Genomic DNA, 23327 nt, shown 5'->3' on the forward strand with positions numbered 1-23327 from the left:
TAAGTCTTCATTCAAAATCGGAATATCTCCTTCCATCTCCTATAGAGGAGCTACCTCTATAATAGATAGTATACAAGAAAATATTTCTTGTATACTTATGATACATGAATTCAATATGAATCAAGATGGTGAATATCATAATGTATACCATAACGAACTTTAAAGGACTTTGGTAGTCAGTGTTGCAAACTGCAGGATAGGTTAAAAATTGGTTTTAGGATGCTAGTAAAACTTTATTGCATAAATACTTAAGCTGCTTATTTTACTATATTTTGGCAATGCGAATAGTTTTAGGCATACCTATGCTCTTCACTTATAGCTCATGTTTGTTATGAAGATTAATATTATTGGTATTTCAACTCCAGCTTTTTCACGTGCTTGAATAACTGTAAAGCCTTCAGGCACTTCAATTTCTTTGTTATTAATTTTTAACTTTGGCATAAGTGTATATAGATATGTGTTAAATAACTATTGAATGAAACTTATAATATAAGAATTTTGTATCTTCTATTGATAAGTTACTTTTATAAAATTAAATTATTTTTAATTTATTTATCTTTAGATAGCCATTTTTGCTCCATATAATCAATTTCATCTAATATTTCAAATTTGCCCACAATTTTAGTATCCATGTCACCATAATCTTGTCCAAAATATTTAACTTCAGATATAACATACTCGTTAATTTTATCAATGTAAAACAATCCGTAAATTGAATATCCACCAAGACATCCTATAGTTCGACCACCTTGGCAATTATAGATTAGGTAGGACTCTAAACATTTTGATTTTATTGAAGGAGTTAATTTATTACAAATAAAAGGATCAATTGTTCTTATTAAATAATATTCTAAATAATCTTTTTCTACAGCAGCACTATTATTATTTAGTGAATTACAAGATATCATGCATTTTTTAAATTTGTTATTATATTTCTTATTATATAATTTGTTATTAGTTATTTTCTTTTCAATCATTTTTATCTCTTGAGTAGTATATACATTTGGATAATTTAAACATCTAGGACAGATAATTTTATTATTAACTTCCCATCCCTTTACGTATGGCACATTAAATTTTTCATTAGTTTCACCATTAATAGCAATAATTTTACATTTATCATTATAATCATACCATATACTACCATGATCTAACATATACCCTCGCCATCCTACAGGTTCAGAACTAACTTCACTATTTATAATTGAATTGACAAATTTTTGATCAAATAAATCATCAAAAGTTTTATTTTTAAGATATGATTTTCTAAATAAATGTGGAGCTAATTTCAATATTCCATCAAGATCTTTTTTAGTAAATAATTTTTGAATTTCTTTCCCACACCTAATAGAATGATATTCTAACTTTTTCTCTTTTTTATTATTTTCAAAAGCATATGTTTGGATTAATGAAATAATAAATAAAATAATAAATTTATAAATAAATGTATTTAAAGTCATTATTTGATCAAATTAGTTTTCTCACCATTATCAACTTTCTCATCAAAATCTATTGCTTTTACTAATTTAGAATACGAATCCCTTAAATTATCTTTCTCATCATAGTTTTGGGATATGAATTTATTAATTGCATCAATATATTTAATTGCTTCATCAACTTGTGGATCAGAGCCAGATTTATATGCACCAATTCTAATCATATCTTCCATATCTGTATATTGAGAAATCAAACTTCTTGCTCTATTTACAACTTTATTTTCATATTCAGTATTACACTTTGGCATAGTCCTAGAAATACTATTCAAAACATCAATCGCTGGATAGATACCACGACCTGCAATTTTTCTACTAAGTACAATATGTCCATCTAAAATTCCTCTAACAGCATCAGCTATAGGCTCATTATGATCATCTCCTTCAACTAGCACGCTAAAGAAAGCTGTTACATCACCCTCTCCTTTTATTCCAGGTCCAGCTCTTTCTAATAACTTTGGTAATTCAGAAAAAACGCTTGGTGTATATCCTTTTGTTGTTGGAGGCTCTCCAATAGAAAGACCAATTTCTCTTTGCGCCATAGCAAACCTTGTGACATTATCCATCATACAAAGCACTTGCTTACCTTGATCTCTATAATAGTCACAAAGAGCCATTGTTAGATAAGCAGCTTGCTTTCTTTTTAATGCAGATTCATCCGAAGTTGAAACTATAACAACAGCCTTGCTTAACCCTTCTTCACCTAAATAATCTTCAAGAAACTCCTGAACTTCTCTTCCTCTTTCTCCTATTAAACCTATAATTTTCACATCTGCATCTGCATATTTAGTAAGCATTGATATCATCATAGATTTTCCAACCCCAGATCCAGAAAATATCCCCATTCTTTGCCCATAACAACAACTTAAGAAAGTATTAATTGACCTTATACCCATATCCATTTTAGCACCAACTCTCTTTCTAAGATGTGCTTTTGGAGGTGAATTGTGTAATCTATAAGCTATATTTCCATTAATAAGTGGTCCTTTTTCATCAATTGGTTCGCCAAAAGCATTGATAACTCTACCCAGCCAATTTTTTGATGGGTATATTGATTGGTCATGTGCAATAACATGAATTTCACTTCCAACTCCAACTCCTTCAGCAGATTCATAAGTCATTAATAATGCTTTTTCTTCTTTAATTCCTACAATTTCAGCAAATACCTCTATATTATTTTTATTAATTATCTTACATTTAGAACCAATACTTACAACAAATTCAATTCCTAAAACTTCAATTAATAAACCTCTTACAGAGCAAACCTTTCCAATAACCTGAAATTCAGGTATTAATTCGATTTCATTAATTATACTTCTTAAAATATTGGACATAAAAATCTAACTAGTATAGGTTACACACGTAAATATATCGTAAATTAAAACATACATAATTCTTAATGGAAATAAAAATTTTTCATGTGGAAAAAGAAGATGATGGCTTAAGGCTTGATCGTTGGTTTCATAGAAATGTTCCAAACATGCCATTTACCATTGTTGCTAAGCTTGCAAGAAAAGGACAAATTAGAATTGATAGCAAACGAGTTAAAATAAATTCTAAAGTTATATATAACCAAAAAATTAGAACACCAATAATTGAATATCAAAATCAAAGACAAATTTCTGATATTAAACCAAGTAATTTTGAAGATATTAAAAATAAAATATTCAATTCTATAATTCATGAAGATGAACACATAATTGCTTTAAATAAGCCTTATGATTTATGTGTGCAAGATGGATCTAACGTTAAAATATCAATAGATAGAGTTTTAAAGCTATCAGGTTTTAAGTATCATATAGTCCATAGGATTGATAAAGAAACTACAGGCTTACTTATTGTAGCAAAAAATGCTAATATAGCTGCAAAAATTAGCAAATTATTTAGAGATAAAAAGATTAATAAATCCTATTTATCTGTTTTATGTGGAATTCCAAAATCTCAACAAGGAATAATAGAATCTAAAATAAATATATTAGATAAGGAATATGATGCTAAAACACAGTTTAAAGTAATTTCTGAATATAAAAATATTTTTTCATTGGTTAAATTCACTCCTTTAACAGGAAGAAAACATCAAATCAGAATTCATAGTAAAAGCATAAATTATCCAATATTAGGTGATAATAAGCACTTTAATTTCAAATCAAAACAAGAAATTCAAAAATCTGATCATTTACATTTACATTCATATTTATTAAGTTTTAACTTATACAACAAAAATTATATGTTAAAAGCAAAAATTCCTAAGCATTTTCAACAAATGATAGAAAAATACTTTCCAACACATAATTTAGAAAATTATGACAAATAAAAAAACAGCAGTATATCCAGGAACATTTGACCCTATTACACTTGGTCACTTAGATATAATTAAGCGCTCTGCAATATTATTTGATAAATTGATTATAGGTGTTGCAGAAAATAGCCAAAAAAGCCCTTTATTCTCTGCAAATGATAGAGTAGATATGATAAAATATGAATTAGATAAACTTTATACGAAAAATATTGTTGTTAAGTCTTTTAATGGTTTATTAGTTGAATTTGTAAAAAAAGAAAGTGCACATATTATAATAAGAGGACTCCGAGCAGTTGCTGATTTTGAATATGAGTTTCAAATGTCATTTGTTAATAAAACCTTAGAAAATAAAATTGAAACTGTATTTTTACCAGCAACTGAAAATGTGCACTTTATATCATCAACATTTGTTAAGGAGGTTACAAAATTAGGTGGAAATACAAAAAAACTAGTTTCACAAAATGTTCAAAAACTTTTAATAGAAAAATTTAAAAATGTATAAATTAATATTAATAAATATATGGATTATTTTTTTAGTTTTCACAATAAATTCAAACTCATTTGAAACTGGCATTGTAACAGGATTGCCTATACCTAGATATGTAACTTTAAAATCAACTGAAGTTAAAATGAGAGTTGGTCCTGGCAAAAAATATCAAACCTCTTACATATACCAATGCATTAATCAACCATTTAAAATTATTGCAGAATTTGATAATTGGAGAAAAGTAACAGATATTGATAATACTCAAGGATGGATACATCAAAGTTTATTGAGTGGAGTTAACTATGTAATAATAAATAATAATAAAATTTCTATTAAAAAAGATTTAGAAAAAGAATTATTAAAAAATAAATCATTAATTTTTAAAGCTCCTGATGAAAATTCTCCTCCAATAATAAAAGTAGAATTTGGGACACTAGCTCGTGTAATAAAATGCGAATCTGAATGGTGTAAAGTTAGAATTGAAAAATATAATGGCTGGATAAGAAAAATTAATATTTGGGGTGTCAATTGATATATGATTATAGGAATCGCAAATGATCATGCAGGATATAAGCTAAAAAATAATATTATAATATTTCTAGAAAAAGAATTAAACTTTAAAAATATTATAAATTTTGGATCTGATACAGATGATTCAGTCGATTATCCTGATTATGCAAAAAAAGTTATTAATGCTATTGAGCAAAACAAAATTAATATAGGTATATTAATTTGTGGCACAGGCATAGGCATGTCAATTTGTGCAAATAGAAATAAGCATATTCGTGCAGCATTATGCATTAATACAGAGTATGCTAAACTTGCAAGAGAACATAATGATGCAAATGTTTTAGTTTTAGGAGCTCGCTATATATCTTTTGAAAAAGCTAAAGGTATTATAAAAACATTTTTAAATTCTAAATTTCAAAAAAGTAGGCATTTAAATAGAGTTAATAAGATAAATTTATCTCATTAAAACCCTAGTTTCAAAAAGCATATCTTGAACAGCAACTTTTTCTTTTGTAAAAAGTATTGTGAAAAAATTGATAAACATACCACCTATAATACTTAATAAACAAAATCCAAGATATCTTAAAATTGATTTTGAAAAAGATATAGTTTGACCATTTATATCAACTATTTTAATATCCATCAAAATTTTTCCTATAGTACCCTGATATTTTGAAGATTCAAAATAAACTATGTAAACAACATTTATAACAATATGAATCAAGGATGAACCAAAACTATATCCACCACTTGCTTCAAAGCTAAAAAATAATAAATGTGGTATAATTAGAACTATACCATCTATCATTGTAGCAATTATTCTTCTAGCTAGCCCCGAGTAAATCTTATTATTCATAATTTTTGTTATCTTTTTTTCATAGGTTGAGAGTAATATAGCAATAACTTACTGTCAATTATTTAGATAAAAATATAAAATAGTCATTGCGAATGAAGGCGTAGCCGTAGTGTGGCAATCCATCTTCCTTACTTCGTCATTGCGAACGAACGAAGTGAGTGCGGCAATCCAGTAATACATCAAGAAAACATAAATGCAGCAATACCTATGGATCACCACAGTCTAAATTCCACCTCTCCCTAGTGATGACGAATTCTGGTGTAAATAGCAACAATTCTTGATCACCACAGTCGGAATTACATTCCTCCTTCGTGATGACTTTGGGTTATAAGATGTAATATATTTCCCTCGTGATTATTATTTAGAACAATTATATATCATAAAAAATTTAGTTGAAATTTATATATATTTTTCGTAGCATACCTCAAAGCTGCGGTCGTGGTGGAATTGGTAGACACGCAACGTTGAGGTCGTTGTTCCCATCACATGGGATTGAAAGTTCGAGTCTTTTCGACCGCACCATCAATTAAAATCCTGATGAACCAAATCCATGGTAGTCATGATGATCAGACATATAGCTTAATGCTTGCATAACTATACAAGCTCCCGTTAATACACAAATAGCATATTTATAATAACTATAATCATTTGACGACTGAACAACTTCTTCATTGTTTTGTTGAGTATTTGTAAATACATTTTGATTAGTTTCTAGATTATAATTATTAGAAATTTCTTCAACTGTACCACCTTTTGATTCAACAAACTCATTATTATCTTTCATACTCATAAATTTGTTATAGAGCTCTTTATTATCACTATTATCTAATTCATCATTCTTATCTTTGTTACTTTTTGACTTAAAATACTCATTTACTTTTGTAGCTAATTGGTCTTTTGTGTGTTTGTAATAATTGTATAATACTGCGCCATAACCTTCTTTCTCATCCATTTTTTTAACCGATTTTTCATTTTCATCTTCTTTATTTTCTTCATTTATTTGATTTCTATTAGTTACTTCATTATTAAGTACTGAAAAATCTAAAGCAGGTATATTTTCAAAATCATTGTTATTAACTCTCGTTTGAGATAACTCATTTGTATTAATATCAATTTGAGATATGTCATTATCATTAAAAGAAAAATTGATATCATCATCTATGTCTTTATAAATATCATCATATATTGATGTTATGGCTTCTTTAATATTTTTATATTCTTCACTGTTTTTAATCTCTTCACTGTTCTTAGTATTTTTATGTTTTTTTAATATTTCTATACAACAATTTAAAATTTTACATCCAAGCTTCTCTTTTGTATCTATCTTTTTATTATCTTCATAATTATCAGAATTTTGAAACCTATCAATATACTCTTTATATTTATTAATAAACTGAGTCTTAGTCTTTAGCTCAATTCCTTCTAAACACTTCTTTAAATTACTTGAACTTAAATATTTATTTAACCCTTCAATAAGCTCCTGTTTTTTTTCATCTACTTCTTCAATTGATTTAATTTCTTTCTTTTTTGTACTGTTCTCTTCTATTTTCTCATTTTTACTTTCATCATTATCGCTTGCTCTATTTGAATCATTTTTTATTGTATCACTTCCATTTTCACTACGATTACTTACTTTATTTAAATCTTCTTCGTTTTGTAAATTTAATTCATTTTTATTAGAACTATTGCTTCTTTTTGAATTATTATCTTTATTATACATATTAACCTCTTAAAATTTTATTATACTTCAAAATCATATATTCAATTTTAAGTTGTGTAAATGTACTTTTTTAATTATTAACTATTTATAAATGTATTTTTAGTGCTATAATATTTTGAAAATTCTACGATTAATATTTAGTTAAATGGTTGATAAAAAAAATTCTTCAATAAATTATACACATCTGATAAATGAATCAATGTACTATATTATTAAGATGGCACTAAAAGAAGTTGAAAAAAATGGTTTTACTGGTAATAACCACTTCTACATAAATTTTTCAACTGATTTTGAAGGAGTTGAGATGCCTAAAATTTTAAAAGCTCAATATCCTAATGAAATTACAATTATATTACAATATGATTTTAAAAATCTTCGTATTTTTGAAGATCATTTTGAAGTTAGTTTGAGTTTTAATAATAAATATTCACATTTAAGTATTCCTTATAAAGCAATAACATGTTTTGCAGACCCTTCTGAATCATTTGAACTTGAATTTAAGCAAGAATATACTAATGATGTAAGCGAACATGATAGATTGTTGGAAAATAATAATTTGATAAATTTAGATAAAAAAGATAGTAAAAAAGAAAACAATGATAAAAGAAGTAATGTAATATCTTTGATAGATTATATTAGATCAAAAAATCTGCATTAAAAATTTCAGTAGTCATTATCACGAGGAAGGATTCTACACTTTCAACAGTCATCACAAGGGAGTGATGTTGCCATCTACCACCCACAGTCATCACGAAGGAGAGCTTTAGCTCGACTGTGGTGATCCAGAATTGTTGCAACACTTACGTTTATTACAATTTCTCTGGATTTACATACTCACTGCGCTCACTCGCAATGTCTATGCTACATATTTTCATCATGCAGGAAGTACATCAGTCCCAACTGTGGTGGTAAAAAATACTATTACATTAAAAATTATATCTAACACTAAGTGTTACTATATTAGCTTTAATTTTAAAACTTTCTGGGTTTCTAGACATTATATTACCACTGAAATCTTCTATCTTATAAATACCATTACTGTTGCCAAAATCTTGAAACTTATAATTAAAGTCAAATTCAAATTTTTCATTAGCTTTAATTGTTAAGCCACCAAGCAAAGCATAGGAAAAACTATTACTAATTTTATTATAAACCTTATTTAAACCTTCCCTCCCGCTATTTGTCTTCAATTTATGAATACCGATATTTGGACTAATTTTAGAATACCCTATTCCAATGCCAATATATGGTGAAATTATTTTATCAAAGGGAAAATCATAATAGAAATTTAATAAAGTAGACTGTATTTCAAAATTTTGAAAATATGTATTAAATGCTTTTGGAGATTTAACAGATGAGATATAATTTAAATTATCTGCTTTACTAAAAGTTAAATCTGTTCTGAGATATTTATTTATCCTATACCCTAAGCCAAAAATATATATAAAATCTCTTTTAAGCTTTTTATTCCCAGAAACTTTATAAAAATGTTGAGTACTATTTATATTGTTCGATTGCTTTATCCTCCCTGCATCAAACCTTAAATATAAATTATCTTCCTTAGCATCAGCTATACTAAAACCTAGAAATATCAAAAGAAAAAATTTAGTGATACTCCTAGGCAATTTTTTAAGTCCAAAGTGTGCTGTTTGCATATATATCATCTTTTATTTCACATAAAATGTCATCTATATCACATGGATCATCTAGTTCGCTATAGATTAAAGTAGTACTGTCATTTACCATAATAATTAAATCCTCATATTCATTACCAACTTCTATAGTATCGTCTTGAGTGCCACTGTCAACTTTTTGCTCATTTATATTTATTATTTCCTTTCCATTACTAACTTCTAGAGTATCGTTTTGAGTGCTATTGTTAACTTTTTGCTCATTAGTATCTATTATTTCTTTAGTATTTATTTGATTGTCATTCTCATTATCTATGATATTTTGCAAATCATCATATTTAAATTCCTTATCTTCAGCTTTAAAATTATTAATATAATAACCAAATAGTTTTAAGTAATTATTATTAAGCGTGCTCTCACTTTCAGTTTTTTTATTTTCTTCTTTAGTATTTTTTTCACCTCCTTGCTCACCTTTATTAGCAACATAACGCACATTTACTCCTTCAGCACTTAAGTAACTAAATGTATTAAGATAATCTAATGCTTTAGCAGTTCCTGAGCTAACTCCAAACTTATTGTCTAAATATTTAATTGCATTGTGAGCATTATAGAAGGCAGAAGCTTTTAATGAATATGAAACTAGAGAAGTTGCCAACTTCACAGGAAGCCATTTTTTCTCTGTTGGCGTTGTACTATTACCTGTAAGGCCATAAATAACCCCAGCATCTGTAGCATAAGTAATAACCCCTACATCTTCATCTTTCACCTCTTCTTCAATGTTGTTCTGCCTGTTCACATCTCCAACTGTTTTGCCTACTGCTCCAGCAAATTTCTCAGAAGAAAAAGTTGTTTTATGTAAACCAGTATTATTAGCGTGCAGCATATAATGCTTTCCGAATGAATAACCAGCATAAAATGAGTTATACCCATAAGTATATGCTGAGCTTGATTCATTAGTTGGAGCATATTGTTCTACTTGGTTATCAACAACACCTGTGACACTGTTTATAGCTGGATTTACAAATATTGACCATCCATCAAAGTAGAAATTTAAAGCATTGAAGGTTGCATTTAACCCATCTTGTGCCATCGGTTTAATCATATATTCATATGGCATACTTAGAATATTTGAAGGATATCCTCCAAGACAAACATCTACAGCTTTAATAAATTCAATAGGTTTGCCAGTCAAAGTGTTAAATCCATAATTGAAAATATCAGAAACTCTATTTCCAATACTAATAGCAACTTCATCGATATTGCTTGCTAATTGTTTATCTTCTTCAGAAATATATTCACTAATGTTATAATTGAAACCAAATGCTTTTGGAAAAGGATCAACAACTTCTTTTGCAATAGATTTAGTTAAACTATATGCTTGTGGCATAACTATTGCACCATGAAGCACATCTCTAGTATCTTTAAGTGTAAATGAATCTTCAGCTAATGGTTTAATTTTTGAAGTATCTTTAACATCAATAACTTTTCCATAAATGTCAAAGATTACATTTTCACCATTTTTTAAAGTTTCTGGATTTGCAACAAAAACATTGCCTTTTGGGTCTTTAACGAAATATAAATTATCCTGTTGTTTATATTGATATCCAGAATTTTCACCTAAACCTCTCCATTCACCTTTGAGATCAGTAATATTTGCATCTTTAACACCTGCTTTTGCTAAATAACTTTTTAATCCATCTTGATTTTTTATATTACCTTGATCATCTAACTTTACTTTATAGATATTTTTTGCATCTCCAATTGGGTTTATTACATCAGATTCACCACTTGTTGAATGAGCTGCTTTTTTAATTCCAGTTTTATCTAAAAATACTCCGAAAACTCCAGGAGCTGCATGATTTTCAATCCCAATTTGTATCTCACTATAGTGATTTGCCTTGAAGTAAGAACCAACTAAAGGAATTTTAGATGCATAATATTTTAAAGTGTGGTTTTCCTTGTTTATGTATAAATGACCAGGACTTTGAGCTTCCTCAGTATTATCATTTGCCATATCCACGCCATAATGAGTTCTAAAGAATAAACCTTTGAGCAATGCAGAAATTCCAGATTCTTTCTTCTCAACAAGCTCTTTGCCTTTATATTTTGAGCCATGTGTTGCAGCTTCTCTTCTATAAAGAGCACTGGTGTCTATTGATGCTAAGAATTCATCTGCACCATCTGGCGTATCAAACCTAAGCAAAAACCTTGCACCTGCCCAAAGCTTTTCATTATTTATATCTAATTTACTTTCAAAGCTTTGAACTAATTTTAGTGTATCACCCTCTAACTTAACCCCATTTATATTAACCTTAGCTCCATCTCCTTTATTAGCTAATTCATCTAAGTTTTTTAAAACTTTAGCAAATGTTGGATTATTACTTTTGTTATGGTCTATGTATTTTCCCCATGGATATTCAGTAATATTTTCCTCCATTTTATTTTCTTGTATTTTGCTATTTTTAATACTGTTGTTAATATATTCATAATTTTGTTTTTTGTTTTCTGTTTTCATTTTGTTATGTATATATTCATAGCTATTATTGTTATATTCACCTCTTACTGGAGAGTTATTTTTAGAGTTAGACGCTGTGCTAATATCAGATCCAACATCTGAATAATTTTTTTCCAAATCAAAATCATCATTCTTTTGATTATCTACTTTCACTTGCACATACTCATATTTATTGTTAGCTTTAAAAGCTTCTAACTTCTTATTTTCTGCTTCTAACTTTGCAATTTTCTCTTTAGCTTTTGTTTCTTTTTGATCTGCCAAAAACTTTTCCTTTTGCTCTTCATATATTATCGTATTATCTTTAACATTAAATGCTTCATTATAATCATGTATAATATTTGGGTTGATTTTCTCTACAACTTTAATATCGTTTATATATTTTGTGTTATTTTTCATGTCAAACCTCCACATTTAATTTGTTTTGCTTAAGTGAAGTATACTTATGAAATGTTAAGATTACGTTAAGGTTTTTCTGAGAAACGTTAAGATTACGTTAAGATTTTATTTTTTTTACTTCCCTGGATTGCCACGGATGCTGCCACATCCTCGCAATGACGATAGATAACATGGATTGTGCCACTCAATGCGCTCACTCGCAATGACTATATTACACTTTGTCATCACGAGCACCTTTCGTACTTCTTTTTGTCATCACGAGCACCGTTAGGGGCGTGGTGATCCAGAATTGTTGCTACATTTACGTTTGTTATAATTTCTCTGGATTGCCACGAGCACTATGTGCTCTCGCAATGACGATAGAGAACATCAATTGCCACACTCACTGCGTTCATTCGCAATGACAATCGACAACAGTCATCACCAAATCTTTTAATCTGCTCTTTCACAAATTATTGAAATTGTAAAAGTCTCATCAATTATAATTTAAAATATTTGTAAGATTAATATCTGATCTTCATATTCAATTTGAACTAAATCATTAACCTTAAGAAATGCATATGTAATAGGTAACGTTAATGAAACAATTATATCATTAGTTGTAAAATCATCTAAAACCTTTCCAGCCATCTCATCTACTTCTGACTGAGTTATTATAATTGGCAAACTAATTTGAAGTTGATTATCATTATCTAGCAAATAATTTTTAGCATTTGTGTTGGTTAAAATATAATCTTGATCAAACAAAATATAATTTAACTTTACATTAGATATAATATTCTCATCACCCAACTTGATAATTGAAAGCGAACTTTCTAATTTATCTAGGTTTATAACAATATCACCACTATCAATATAATTCACTTCCCTATTTTTATTTGGAATATATACTAGTTGATCTTCAAGTTCTTGCACCTTAAATGAATATAATGTACTGAGATCATCAATCACTTCCTTTGCTGTTGAATTATCATGAATACAAAAACCAATGACATCATGATTTATTTGACTAGTATCAATTTGATCTAGATTCAATCTTTTACATATATCAAACAATATACAGTTTAAATTTGTGTGAAAAAATTTTCCTTGAACCCAGTGTCCTTTTTTCCAACAATCACCATCTCCCCAAACATCAAGCTTATCAGGGAAATATGGATAAGGTCTCGCGTCCCATGCCCAGACAAATTTATTTTCAATCATTTCAGAATCTTTCCACTTCATCTCTGTAGCAAGCAAACCTAATTTTTGTGCTTGAAAATCAACTTGTCCCTTAGAATATTTTGGGATATTTGATTCGGCGGTACTTGGATCATAAAAAACATTAGGTTGATTTGTAGCACAATCAATTGATGGAAACCCTAATTCTGTAAACCAAATCTTCTTTGATTTAGGAATCCATTCTGTCTGCCTGCCATCAGGATTATAATGTTTATTCTCCCACCACCATTTAATATTTTTCCATGCATATTCTTTGCCAAGAGGCTGTTTTTTTCCATTGCCATCAATATAATAATCATATCCTTCACCAGATTCCCAACCACCTATTACCTCATTTATATCATATGTAGTTTTGTCATTACTTGTTAAAGGAAAGTATGCATCAATTCCTATAAAATCAATATATTCAGATGCCCATAGCTTATCTAAAAAATACCATCCACCATCAGTATGGTGATATTCACTCCAATCTGCAGCATACGAAATCATCACATCATTACCTAATATTCCCCTAACCTGTTTTGCCAAATCAATTAGTTTATCAACAACCAAAAATTTATTATCATTAGTTTTAAACTTTGTAAGCTCAACCATTTCTGAACCAATTAAAAATGCTTTTACTTTGCCTTTAACAAGTTTAGCGTAATGCAAAATAAATTTATTATAACCATTCTCTCCATCGAAAAAATTCTCTATATCTTTTGCATCATTTACATACATTCTACCCCTCCATGGTTTTTCATAACTATCCATCAAAAGCATAGGGTAAAACATAATTAAATAACCCTTATTATTGAGCTCTTCTAAATATCTAGCGATACTTTTATCATTTATTGTGCCACCATAAATGGGATGATTATTTTTTTGTAAAATTAGATGAGCATTGTTACGATTATAATTAGATACCTGCCATTCATCAGGAGAAATTTTTGTCTTTTCATCTTTAAATTCTACACCAGATAATATTTTACAATTTCCTGCATTTATATCAGTAGCGTACCAATTTACAACAGGAGAAACCCATTTTACATTTGGTAATGTTGATTTTAGTTGATCTAAAGAAACTAAAGAATCTGCTTTAGCATGTTCTGTATTACAATTTATCTTAACTTCTTCATATTCATAAGGTTCATTTTTATAATAAGATTTAGTCTGAACTGTGGTATCATAAACATATTCACCACTACCTGGTATAATAACAACTGAGTTAATTAAATTTTGTAAGTTATCAGGATTTTTTGAATTATCATTCTTAATAACTTCAAAATGAAATTTAGGTATTTTGTTTTTAAATTTTGATATTGGAAAATCCTCAAACACAACATATGCAATTCCCCTAAATGCAGCTGTATAACCCTTACCCTCAATTTTCTCAATTAAGGAATCAGGCATTTGATCTTCTGTGCCTCTATAAAATCTAATATTATACAACGACTTATCTATAATAATATCATTTATCCAAATCCTTGATATATAATCTATCTCACCCTCACACAATGCTATAGCAAGTGAAATATTATACTCATATTTTGTGTAATTATATTCAATTTTTTGATTAGAAGTATTACTGCTTTTAGTTATTATTTTTTTTAACTCCTTTAAACCTGAATCCCATATAATATTTCCAGCCAATTTAACTTTGCCATATACAATAGGTATCTCTTTACCATATTTTACCGTTTGAACGTTTATATCTTCTAATCTTTTACCTTCCGTATTAATTAATATTTCATTTTTAAATATTTTCTTATTTAATATATTACCTAATAATTTACCAATTTTAAAACTTGTTGAATTATCAAAAATATTAAAAGACATGCTTATAAACCATATATGATGTGTAAATTACATCAAAGTTAGTAAGATTTTAATTATTCAGGAAGTATGTTAAAATCATTATTTTTAAAATAGCTTATAAATGAGTAAAATTAACAACTTAATTCAGCAATTTAATGTCAATATAAGAAAAAGCAAAAAAGCAAAAAATATTGCAATTAAAATTATAAATCAAAAAGTTGAGTTAGTAATACCACTTTGGGTGCCTTTAAAAGTTGGTTATAAATTCTTAATTAACAAAGAAGAATGGATTGAAAACAAATTAAGAAATATAACTAATATAAATGATCAAGCAAATAAAAATCAATACCCTATTTTTGGCAAATATTATGATGTTGTTCATGCTGAATGTAGATTAATGAAGTATGCAAAAATTGAAGGCGATATAATTAAAGTTTATGGCATGAAACAAGACATTAATAATTCCTTAAAGCAATTATTTATTAACATTATAACAAATAAGATTAATGAGTTATGTCAATTTTACGCAAATAAACATAACTTTAGCTATAAGAAAATTTTTATCAAAGATCTAAAAACTAAATGGGGAAGCTGCTCTTCCTTAAAAAATCTTAGTTTCAACTGGAGAATTATTTTTGCACCTATAGAGGTTGTTGAATACTTAGTTGTGCATGAGTTATGCCATTTAAAAGAAATGAATCATAGCAAAAAATATTGGAAACTAGTGGAAGAAATATACCCAAATTATAAGGAACAATGTCTTTGGCTCAGGAAAAATGGTACTAAACTATATAATTATTTATAATTTAATTTCAAAAATATATTTGCTATATCGAATTAGTTTGTTTTAAATTTTTATTGACACCTAATAAACTATATATCAAATATAGATAAATTGTTTAGGAATAACTTTATGCAAAAACTCAAAACTTTGAATTTGTATTTATAATTTTAATATCGCTAGTTGCATGCGACAACGACAAAGATGAAAAAAATAATAATTCAAACACCACTCAAACTAAATCACCTAGTAATAAAAAAAAAGATAAAGATTATTTAGAGCTAGCTTTGGATTATAGTTTCGGAAGAGGCGTTAAACAAGATTATGCAAAAGCCTTTAAATATTACGAAAAAGCTGCTGAGCTTGGTAATTATACAGCCATGAATAATTTAGGACGTAGATATAATAATGGCATTGGAGTGAAGCAAGATTATAAGAAAGCAGAAGAATTTTTCATAAAAGCAGCAAATACTAAACCATCTTCAATACCATTTGGAATTGCAATTAGTAAGATGACTTTAGAGGAATTTTTAAATAAATATGAGGCAAAATATATTGGAAATGACGAGCATACTAATGGCAAAAAATATGTTGCAACTAATCTTGCTCAATTTAATTTTAATGGTTTAAAAGCTTTTACAGTGATATTTGAAAATGATGTAGCAAATGCTATTACTGCAGAGTTTTATAAAAATGATAATACCTTTGATTATTTATACAACAATCTTAATGAAAAAGATTATTACAAAATAACAAGTACAATACCATATGTTGGCGATAAATATGCAAAATTTATATCAGGTGGAGTATTTATTGAATTAATTGCTAAACATTTAAGCGGCACCGTATATCTCATTTATGAAACTCAAGCATATACCATACAAAGCTCTACAAATATATTGAGTAAAAAATTAAAACAACAGGAACACGAAAAAGATTCACTTTAGTAATCACGAGCCAAGTAAATAACCCGAACTACAGATAAGAATTGCTCTATAAAGATCTAGAAAGCAACCATACAGTGATGTTTAGTACAATTAGGAGCAAACGATATAGTCATTGCGAACGAACGAAGTGAGTGTGGCAATCCAGGAAAATTATCAATAAATGCAAAAACAACCCTAGATCACGAAGAAGAGATATTGCATCCTACCTCCGACAGTCATCACGAGCCACGTTAGTGGCGTGGTGATCCAGAATTGTTACCTTAATTACATTTGTTAATAACTTTCCAGCCCTGGATTGCCGCGAGCATTAAAATGCTCTCGCAATGACTATATTGATAAAGAAATTGTATTCAAGTGTTTGTATATAATACTTCTTTTGCCTCTTACAAAGCAATTCTTATCTGCAGCTCAGGTTAACCTTACTGAATTTCTGCACTACAGCTTATGCTTCTGCTCGCAATAACATGATCTGATAATTATCTAGCTCATAGCCGTTCGAAAATCTTTCTGATATCTTTTAATTCAAGTTTTACAAATGTTGGCCTACCATGATTACATTGTTCGGATAAAGGAGTTTTTTCAATCTCTCTAAGCAATTGATTCATTTCTTCAATATTCAAAACTCTTCCAGCCCTAATACTAGAGTGACAAGCAATATTACCCCAAATTTCCTCTATCTTTTCATTAATCAAGCTGATGTCATCAAATAAATGTATACTTTCAGCTATATTTTTTACGAAACCAGGTATATCTAAATTTTGCAGTATTACTGGAACTTGCCTAACAGTAACTTGGGAAATTCCATTTCTTTCAATCACTAAACTAAATTTTTGAAGATTTTCCTTTTTCTGCATTATTTGTTCTGTTAAAACTTTATCTAAATTTACTACCTCAGGCACCAATAAAATTTGGCCCTCAAGAGCCCCTCCTTTAAGTTGTAATTTTATTCTTTCTAACGTTAATCTTTCGTGAGCAGCATGTTGATCCACTAAAATTAAAGAATCACTTTTTTCTGCAATAATATATGTCTTATCAATTTGGCATTTAGCAAATCCAAGTGGAAACTCATCATCACCAATATTTTCTATATTCTCTTCATTTTGTTCCTTCTGTTCCTTTAGCTCACTTTTAACAAAATTACTTAGATATTCTTTATTATCTTTTATATCATTGATTTCTTGATCTCTTGAATCAATATCTGAAAAATCTTTAACAATATCATTATTAATTATAGATTTATGGTTTTTTAACAAATCATCAAGTCTATCTCTTTTTTCACTTGATGACTTTTCATGATCTAAGTTTAATGCTTTATTTTGAGGATAAGAAAGTTCTTGAGGCTTAAAAAATCTCACAGCTTCTTTTGCTAGCTCATTATTATTTTTTAATTCAGAATTTGTTATAGCAGTTCTTATAGCATTAATTATAATACCTTTAATGCGTTGTTCATCTCTAAATCTAACTTCTGCTTTAGTAGGATGGACATTTACATCAACAAGCTTTGGATTGATATCTAGATATAATACTATTTGAGGAAATCTATTATGAGGAATTAGATTGCGATAAGCAGCTCTTGCAGCAACTGATAACACCTTATCTTTAACAAATCTTTTATTTATAAAGAAATGCTGATTTAAAGAAGTTGCAGCATTAAATGTTGGAATAGATGCGTATCCATAAACTTTAATATCGTCTTCCTCAAAGTTAAATTTTATAGAATTTTCTACAAACTTTTTACCCAGTATATCTTCAATTCTTTTAGAAGACTCGAGTATTGATTTTTCTTGAAGTGGAGTATCTATTATAACTTTATCATTTGATACTAATTTAAAACTAATGTTTTCTCTTGATAGAGCAAGCTTATTTACCAATTCAATAGATGCACTCGTTTCACTAGCTTCAGATTTCAAGAATTTTAATCTTGTTGGTGTTGTAAAAAATAAATCTGTAATTTGAATTGTAGTACCTATATTGCAAGAAACTGGTTTGATTTCTGATTCTTCTCCTCCATAAATTTGTAATTCCCATGCATCTTCAGAATCAGCTGCTCTACTTTTAATGTTAACTTTACTTACTGATGCAATAGAAGGTAAAGCCTCACCTCTAAAACCTAAAAATTGAATATTTGTTATATCCTCCTCCATAAGTTTTGAGGTAGCATGTCTCTCGAGTGCAAGATTTAACTCATTCTTACTCATACCTCTTCCATTATCAGTTACTGAAATAAAATTCCTCCCACCTCTGCTAATCTCAATTACTATTTCAGTTGCACCTGCATCAATTGAATTTTCAGTTAGCTCTTTAATTACCGATAATGGTCTATCAATAACTTCACCTGCAGCAATTTTATTAATTGTATTGGTTGATAAAACTCGTATTGACATATCTTTCAGTTATAAATTAGCAACTATAAAGAAATTTTACTTTCCTCACCATTATAAAGTCTGATTATGTTATCTTTATGCTTATAAACAATCAAGAGTAAACTTAATATTAAAAATATAGAATCAATGTAATGCTCTCCAAATGATAAAGCTATAATAGATATTGTTATACTACTAAGAGAAGCAAGAGATGAAATTTTTGAAGCTCTAAAAACAATAATCCATAATAACATCATAACAGCCCCTATAATTACATGCATACCTAAAACCACACCAAATACAGTTGCAACACCTTTACCACCTCTAAATTTTAGCCATATAGGAAAAATATGACCTAAAATACAAGCAAAACCATATATTCCAATAAATTCAATTCCTAATAATTTTGCAACAATAACAACAATTAATCCTTTTAACAAATCAAACATTAATGTGAGTGATCCTAATAATTTGCCTCCTACTCTTAATGCATTAGTTGCACCGATATTTCCTGAACCAGATTTTCTTATATCACCTTTATTTAAAATTTTACTAAAAATTAAACCCGAAGGTATACTTCCAATTAAATACGAAAATATCAATAAAAGTATGGTAATATGCATTTATTCTAAAATCCATAATGATTGAGCCATCTAATATCTCCTTCAAAAAAGCTTCTTAAATCTGAAATATTATACTTCAACATTGCTAATCTTTCAACACCAACTCCAAATGCAAAGCCTTGATATTTTGATGAATCAATACCAACATTCTCAAGAACTTTTTGATTTACCATTCCACATCCAAGTATTTCTAACCAATCATCACCTTTACCTATTTGGATTTCTCCTTTTTTACTTCTATCACATTTTACGTCTACTTCAAAAGAAGGCTCTGTAAATGGAAAATAACTAGATCTAAATCTCATAGGTATTTGATCAGAATCAAAAAATAGTCTTAAAAAACATTTTAGACATGCTTGTAAATCCATTACATTTGATTTTTCATCAACAACTAAGCATTCAAGTTGATGAAACATTGGAGTGTGAGTTGCATCATAATCAGATCTATAAACTTTTCCTACTGAGAAAATTTTAAGAGGTGGTTTATTTTTAAGCATATACCTTATTTGCACTGTAGAAGTATGAGTCCTTAAAAGTAAATTGTCTTTATCCTCAGATTTCTTTTCTACATAAAAAGTATCATGCATTTGCCTTGCAGGGTGATTTTCAGGTATATTAAGTGCTGTAAAATTATTCCATTCATTATCAATATCAGGACCATCTATATGCTGAAATCCCATAGAATAAAATATATTTTTGATTTTATCAATCGTATAAGATATGGGATGAACTTTCCCTCTTTGATATCCTCTTCCAGGCAAAGTTACATCTATTGACTCATTCTTAAGTTTTTCATTAAGAACTTTTTCTTCTATATAGTTTTTTACTTCTTGTATTTCTTTTTGAATATAATCTTTTAGCTTATTTACTTTAGCTCCAAATTCTTTCTTTTCATCTTGAGAAACCAAAGCAATCTTCTTAGCTTCACTAGTAACTATGCCATTTTTACCAAGAAATTTTACCCTAATATTATTTAATTCATTTTCATTTTCAACTACCTTAATTGAACTTTTAAATTCTTGATATATAGAGTCCAGTTCTTTTAACATATAAAAAAATATTAATAATAAAAACTACTAAACAGATTTTGCTGCTTCTTTCTTTAATGCTTCTTGAGCTTTATTTAATATTTGATTAAATGCATCTGCATTGTGTATAGCAAGCTCAGATAACATCTTTCTATTTAAAGTAATTCCAGCAAGCTTTATTCCTTTAATAAATTGCGAATATGCTAAACCATGAGCTCTTGTGGCAGCATTGATCCTTTGAATCCATAATGCTCTAAAGTCTCTTTTTTTAGTTCTTCTATCTCTATAGGCATATTGCAAACCTTTTTCTACTCTTTGGATTGCAACTCTAAAACAATTTTTCGCCCTGCCTCTATAGCCTTTAGCTAATTTAATAATTTTCTTATGACGAGCTCTTGTTGTGACTCCGCGTTTAACTCTTGACATTTTTTATCTCCACAAATTAAAATTTAAGCATATGGCATATAAGCAGGAATTCTTCTTGCCTCAACCTTTGGCAATACATCAGTACCTCTTTGATTTCTGATTTGGCGCTTACTACGCTTTCTCATATTATGCTGTTTATTAGCTTGTGGAGCCTTGACTTTTCCACTTGCAGTCAATTTAAAGCGCTTTTTAGCGCTCGATTTTGTTTTCATTTTAGGCATTTTATCTCCAATAATTTTATTAAATCGCTTCAAAGGCATGCCAAATAAATAGCCCTTGATGCTGATAAGCTATACTTATATGCTATAATAGTAGAAATATCAATAAAGAATTATAAATTTTATACCCTGATATTTTGAGTGAATAACATTACTGGATCACCACAGTCGGGACTTCGTCTCTCCCTCGTGATGACTGTGGATGGTAGATGGCAACATCATTCCCTCGTGATGACAAATTTAGCAACAGTCATTGCGAACGAATTCAGTGAAGCGTGGCAATCCATGTTCCCTATCGTCATTGCGAATGAGTAAAACGAATGTGGCAAACCAATAGTAAATAACAAATATAAAAATTTAACGTAATCTTAACGTTTCTCCTAAAAACCTTAACTCAATCTTAACACTTCATAAGTATAACTAATAGATATAAATATTTTTTAAGGTAAATGTAAATGACAGAGCAACAAGAATCTAAAACTACAATTTACGATTCAATTTCAATAGTTTTATCAATTGAAGGACTAATAATATACTTTTCTGATCACAGCAAAAACATGGCTCCATATGTATATAACATTCTAACTTCACCTCCACCTGATCCAGATGCTGATCTTGGTCCTATGCAGATAAATATGCCTGGATATTATAATCAAAACCTATATATGAATAACATGGGAAAAAAAATGGCAATAACTGGTTTTTTTATGATTGCATCAAAATATTTGCTATATAATTATATTCTTAATACTGAAGCTCCTCAACAGCAAGAGGCAATTGAATTATCAAATAATTTTTGTACTCTAGATACACCATTTATACAATATGATGATATGTGTGCAATATAATTATAGCTAAATAACTTTAATTGAAGTGTGTTGAGAGAGGAGCTAAGTGTGGTAACCCCACATAAGCAACGAGCGAAACTGCAATTAAATTATAAGGAATTAGCTATATTCCCTAGTAATGGCTGTGATATTATAGTATCATAGCCTTACTTTTGGACAATAAACATATTTGATGAACGCTAAAAAAAGAGTTTTCTCAGGCATACAGCCAACTGGCAAAATTACAATTGGAAACTATCTTGGAGCAATTAAAAACTGGGTTGCAATGCAAGATCAATATGAATGCCTATTTTGTATAGTTGATCTTCACTCACTCACATCAGATTTCAATCCAGAGGAACTTCAGCAAAATATAAAATATAATATCGCACTTTATATTGCAGCTGGACTAGACCCTGATAAAGTAATAATTTTTCAACAATCAAAAATATCAGAGCATTCAGAACTAGCTTGGATATTAAGTTGTTTCACACAAATGGGATGGCTTAATAGGATGACTCAATTTAAAGATAAAGCTGGGAAAAACAAAGAAACAGCAAATTTAGGACTCTATTCATATCCAGTCCTTATGGCTGCAGATATATTGCTTTATGACGTAAATATTGTTCCTGTTGGAGAAGATCAAAAACAACACATAGAACTTGCCAGAGACATTGCAATTTCATTTAATAGAAAAGCAAATATCGAAGTATTTACAGTTCCTGATGTTTTAATAAATTCAAAAGCAAAAAGAATAATGAGTTTAAAGGATGCTTCCAAAAAAATGAGCAAATCTGACCCTTCTGATCTCTCTAGAATAAATATGTCAGATGATGAAGATTTAATAAGAAAGAAAATACGCAAAGCAAAAACAGATGATATAGAAGGAATTAGCTATGATCCAGAAAAGAGACCAGAAATTTCAAATCTTATTGATATCTACTCTTGCTTTACTGGAATTGATGCAAATGAAGCAACTAACAATTTTAAATCTTCTAAAAATTCTGAATTTAAAGAGTCTTTAGCTAATATTATAATAAAAAATATTTGTCCTATACATAAAAAGGCCATAGAAATTCTTGAGGATAAAAAATATCTTGAACAAATTATAAAAGATGGAACAATAAGAGCCAAAGCTATTGCAGAAAAAAATATAAGCAAAGTTAAGCAAATTATTGGTATAAATTAA

Annotated in this window: 22 protein-coding genes and 1 tRNA gene; 10 read left to right on the plus strand and 13 right to left on the minus strand. The window is 28.6% G+C overall.

The window, feature by feature from the left end; translation table 11 throughout:
- Positions 1 to 309: 309 nt before the first annotated feature.
- The 3 genes from h2es_RS07825 to fliI all read right to left on the minus strand — a co-directional run bounded on the left by h2es_RS07825 (position 310) and on the right by fliI (position 2827).
- On the minus strand, positions 310 to 441 hold the full coding sequence (locus tag h2es_RS07825; protein WP_268258913.1) for a hypothetical protein: 132 nt from the start codon (positions 439 to 441) through the stop codon (positions 310 to 312).
- Between the two features lie 107 nt (positions 442 to 548).
- Positions 549 to 1460, minus strand: coding sequence for a hypothetical protein (locus tag h2es_RS05495; RefSeq protein WP_154512133.1), 912 nt, complete (start codon positions 1458 to 1460; stop codon positions 549 to 551).
- Positions 1460 to 2827, minus strand: coding sequence for a flagellar protein export ATPase FliI (gene fliI, locus h2es_RS05500; protein ID WP_154512135.1), 1368 nt, complete (start codon positions 2825 to 2827; stop codon positions 1460 to 1462). The genes h2es_RS05495 and fliI overlap by 1 nt, the downstream gene beginning before the upstream one ends.
- 65 nt (positions 2828 to 2892) lie before the next feature.
- Here fliI and h2es_RS05505 point away from each other — a divergent pair, with 65 nt between their 5' ends.
- The 4 genes from h2es_RS05505 to rpiB are packed head-to-tail and all read left to right on the plus strand — an operon-like array spanning position 2893 to position 5255.
- Positions 2893 to 3807: an RluA family pseudouridine synthase gene (locus h2es_RS05505; protein ID WP_154512137.1), complete on the plus strand. Its 915-nt coding sequence runs from the start codon at positions 2893 to 2895 to the stop codon at positions 3805 to 3807.
- A complete protein-coding gene (gene coaD / locus h2es_RS05510; protein ID WP_410528611.1) occupies positions 3794 to 4294 on the plus strand; it encodes a pantetheine-phosphate adenylyltransferase in 501 nt (166 codons plus the stop codon). Before h2es_RS05505 ends, coaD begins: the two co-directional genes overlap by 14 nt.
- Entirely contained in the window at positions 4287 to 4811 is a 525-nt protein-coding gene (locus h2es_RS05515) for an SH3 domain-containing protein (RefSeq protein ID WP_154512141.1), read from the plus strand. The genes coaD and h2es_RS05515 overlap by 8 nt, the downstream gene beginning before the upstream one ends.
- Before the next feature lie 3 nt (positions 4812 to 4814).
- Positions 4815 to 5255, plus strand: a complete 441-nt coding sequence (gene rpiB / locus h2es_RS05520) for a ribose 5-phosphate isomerase B (RefSeq protein WP_154512143.1) — start codon at positions 4815 to 4817, stop codon at positions 5253 to 5255.
- Here rpiB and h2es_RS05525 read toward each other — a convergent pair.
- Positions 5244 to 5645: an RDD family protein gene (locus h2es_RS05525; RefSeq protein ID WP_154512145.1), complete on the minus strand. Its 402-nt coding sequence runs from the start codon at positions 5643 to 5645 to the stop codon at positions 5244 to 5246. The two genes, rpiB and h2es_RS05525, sit on opposite strands and share 12 nt — an antisense overlap.
- A 432-nt stretch (positions 5646 to 6077) precedes the next feature.
- Between h2es_RS05525 and h2es_RS05530 the strand changes: the two genes are divergently transcribed.
- Positions 6078 to 6167, plus strand: a tRNA-Leu gene (locus tag h2es_RS05530).
- 4 nt (positions 6168 to 6171) lie between these two features.
- Here h2es_RS05530 and h2es_RS05535 read toward each other — a convergent pair.
- Entirely contained in the window at positions 6172 to 7365 is a 1194-nt protein-coding gene (locus h2es_RS05535) for a hypothetical protein (protein WP_154512147.1), read from the minus strand.
- Between the two features lie 145 nt (positions 7366 to 7510).
- Between h2es_RS05535 and h2es_RS05540 the strand changes: the two genes are divergently transcribed.
- On the plus strand, positions 7511 to 8023 hold the full coding sequence (locus tag h2es_RS05540) for a ClpXP protease specificity-enhancing factor SspB (protein WP_154512149.1): 513 nt from the start codon (positions 7511 to 7513) through the stop codon (positions 8021 to 8023).
- 268 nt (positions 8024 to 8291) lie between these two features.
- Here the strand turns inward: h2es_RS05540 and h2es_RS05545 are convergent, their stop codons facing one another.
- The 3 genes from h2es_RS05545 to h2es_RS05555 all read right to left on the minus strand — a co-directional run bounded on the left by h2es_RS05545 (position 8292) and on the right by h2es_RS05555 (position 14946).
- The gene (locus tag h2es_RS05545) at positions 8292 to 9020 is read right to left on the minus strand and encodes an outer membrane protein (RefSeq protein WP_195909982.1); all 729 of its coding nucleotides are present in this window, start codon (positions 9018 to 9020) and stop codon (positions 8292 to 8294) included.
- Positions 8995 to 11907, minus strand: a complete 2913-nt coding sequence (locus h2es_RS05550) for a hypothetical protein (protein WP_154512153.1) — start codon at positions 11905 to 11907, stop codon at positions 8995 to 8997. The genes h2es_RS05545 and h2es_RS05550 overlap by 26 nt, the downstream gene beginning before the upstream one ends.
- Positions 11908 to 12393: 486 nt before the next feature.
- Positions 12394 to 14946, minus strand: coding sequence for a baseplate megatron protein TIM-barrel domain-containing protein (locus tag h2es_RS05555; RefSeq protein WP_154512155.1), 2553 nt, complete (start codon positions 14944 to 14946; stop codon positions 12394 to 12396).
- 100 nt (positions 14947 to 15046) lie between these two features.
- Here h2es_RS05555 and h2es_RS05560 point away from each other — a divergent pair, with 100 nt between their 5' ends.
- Positions 15047 to 15730, plus strand: coding sequence for a M48 family metallopeptidase (locus h2es_RS05560; protein ID WP_154512157.1), 684 nt, complete (start codon positions 15047 to 15049; stop codon positions 15728 to 15730).
- Positions 15731 to 15993: 263 nt separating this feature from the next.
- The gene (locus h2es_RS05565) at positions 15994 to 16653 is read left to right on the plus strand and encodes a tetratricopeptide repeat protein (RefSeq protein ID WP_154512159.1); all 660 of its coding nucleotides are present in this window, start codon (positions 15994 to 15996) and stop codon (positions 16651 to 16653) included.
- A 485-nt stretch (positions 16654 to 17138) separates the two neighbouring features.
- On the opposite strand, the gene mutL is transcribed toward h2es_RS05565, so the two are convergent.
- Genes mutL through rpmI form a run of 5 tightly spaced genes read right to left on the minus strand, consistent with a single transcriptional unit; the run spans position 17139 to position 21314 of the window.
- The gene (gene mutL / locus h2es_RS05570) at positions 17139 to 19037 is read right to left on the minus strand and encodes a DNA mismatch repair endonuclease MutL (protein ID WP_154512161.1); all 1899 of its coding nucleotides are present in this window, start codon (positions 19035 to 19037) and stop codon (positions 17139 to 17141) included.
- 23 nt (positions 19038 to 19060) lie between these two features.
- Positions 19061 to 19639, minus strand: coding sequence for a glycerol-3-phosphate 1-O-acyltransferase PlsY (gene plsY / locus h2es_RS05575; protein ID WP_154512163.1), 579 nt, complete (start codon positions 19637 to 19639; stop codon positions 19061 to 19063).
- A 5-nt stretch (positions 19640 to 19644) separates the two neighbouring features.
- Positions 19645 to 20688 (minus strand): phenylalanine--tRNA ligase subunit alpha, encoded by a 1044-nt coding sequence (gene pheS / locus h2es_RS05580; protein WP_154512165.1) that lies wholly within the window; start codon positions 20686 to 20688, stop codon positions 19645 to 19647.
- A 27-nt stretch (positions 20689 to 20715) separates the two neighbouring features.
- Positions 20716 to 21093: a 50S ribosomal protein L20 gene (gene rplT, locus h2es_RS05585; protein ID WP_154512167.1), complete on the minus strand. Its 378-nt coding sequence runs from the start codon at positions 21091 to 21093 to the stop codon at positions 20716 to 20718.
- A gap of 23 nt (positions 21094 to 21116) precedes the next feature.
- The gene (gene rpmI, locus h2es_RS05590) at positions 21117 to 21314 is read right to left on the minus strand and encodes a 50S ribosomal protein L35 (protein ID WP_154512289.1); all 198 of its coding nucleotides are present in this window, start codon (positions 21312 to 21314) and stop codon (positions 21117 to 21119) included.
- A gap of 452 nt (positions 21315 to 21766) precedes the next feature.
- Between rpmI and h2es_RS05595 the strand changes: the two genes are divergently transcribed.
- Both h2es_RS05595 and trpS read left to right on the plus strand, forming a co-directional pair.
- Entirely contained in the window at positions 21767 to 22159 is a 393-nt protein-coding gene (locus h2es_RS05595; protein WP_154512169.1) for a hypothetical protein, read from the plus strand.
- 172 nt (positions 22160 to 22331) lie between these two features.
- Positions 22332 to 23327 (plus strand): tryptophan--tRNA ligase, encoded by a 996-nt coding sequence (gene trpS, locus h2es_RS05600; RefSeq protein WP_154512171.1) that lies wholly within the window; start codon positions 22332 to 22334, stop codon positions 23325 to 23327.

Source organism: Rickettsiales endosymbiont of Trichoplax sp. H2 (assembly GCF_009690945.1).
In the GTDB taxonomy this organism is placed as follows: Bacteria; Pseudomonadota; Alphaproteobacteria; order Rickettsiales; family Midichloriaceae; genus Aquirickettsia; species Aquirickettsia rohweri.

Bases quoted from the DNA above. Each gene is read 5' to 3' on its own strand.
- h2es_RS05505 (WP_154512137.1), top strand. From the start codon at position 2,893: ATGGAAATAAAAATTTTTCATGTGGAAAAAGAAGATGATGGCTTAAGG.
- pheS (WP_154512165.1), bottom strand. From the start codon at position 20,688: ATGTTAAAAGAACTGGACTCTATATATCAAGAATTTAAAAGTTCAATT.
- h2es_RS05495 (WP_154512133.1), bottom strand. From the start codon at position 1,460: ATGACTTTAAATACATTTATTTATAAATTTATTATTTTATTTATTATT.
- rplT (WP_154512167.1), bottom strand. From the start codon at position 21,093: ATGTCAAGAGTTAAACGCGGAGTCACAACAAGAGCTCGTCATAAGAAA.
- h2es_RS05525 (WP_154512145.1), bottom strand. From the start codon at position 5,645: ATGAATAATAAGATTTACTCGGGGCTAGCTAGAAGAATAATTGCTACA.
- trpS (WP_154512171.1), top strand. From the start codon at position 22,332: ATGAACGCTAAAAAAAGAGTTTTCTCAGGCATACAGCCAACTGGCAAA.
- h2es_RS05555 (WP_154512155.1), bottom strand. From the start codon at position 14,946: ATGTCTTTTAATATTTTTGATAATTCAACAAGTTTTAAAATTGGTAAA.
- fliI (WP_154512135.1), bottom strand. From the start codon at position 2,827: ATGTCCAATATTTTAAGAAGTATAATTAATGAAATCGAATTAATACCT.
- mutL (WP_154512161.1), bottom strand. From the start codon at position 19,037: ATGTCAATACGAGTTTTATCAACCAATACAATTAATAAAATTGCTGCA.
- h2es_RS05550 (WP_154512153.1), bottom strand. From the start codon at position 11,907: ATGAAAAATAACACAAAATATATAAACGATATTAAAGTTGTAGAGAAA.
- rpmI (WP_154512289.1), bottom strand. From the start codon at position 21,314: ATGCCTAAAATGAAAACAAAATCGAGCGCTAAAAAGCGCTTTAAATTG.
- rpiB (WP_154512143.1), top strand. From the start codon at position 4,815: ATGATTATAGGAATCGCAAATGATCATGCAGGATATAAGCTAAAAAAT.
- plsY (WP_154512163.1), bottom strand. From the start codon at position 19,639: ATGCATATTACCATACTTTTATTGATATTTTCGTATTTAATTGGAAGT.
- h2es_RS05515 (WP_154512141.1), top strand. From the start codon at position 4,287: ATGTATAAATTAATATTAATAAATATATGGATTATTTTTTTAGTTTTC.
- h2es_RS05560 (WP_154512157.1), top strand. From the start codon at position 15,047: ATGAGTAAAATTAACAACTTAATTCAGCAATTTAATGTCAATATAAGA.
- h2es_RS07825 (WP_268258913.1), bottom strand. From the start codon at position 441: ATGCCAAAGTTAAAAATTAATAACAAAGAAATTGAAGTGCCTGAAGGC.
- h2es_RS05545 (WP_195909982.1), bottom strand. From the start codon at position 9,020: ATGCAAACAGCACACTTTGGACTTAAAAAATTGCCTAGGAGTATCACT.
- h2es_RS05535 (WP_154512147.1), bottom strand. From the start codon at position 7,365: ATGTATAATAAAGATAATAATTCAAAAAGAAGCAATAGTTCTAATAAA.
- h2es_RS05540 (WP_154512149.1), top strand. From the start codon at position 7,511: ATGGTTGATAAAAAAAATTCTTCAATAAATTATACACATCTGATAAAT.
- h2es_RS05595 (WP_154512169.1), top strand. From the start codon at position 21,767: ATGACAGAGCAACAAGAATCTAAAACTACAATTTACGATTCAATTTCA.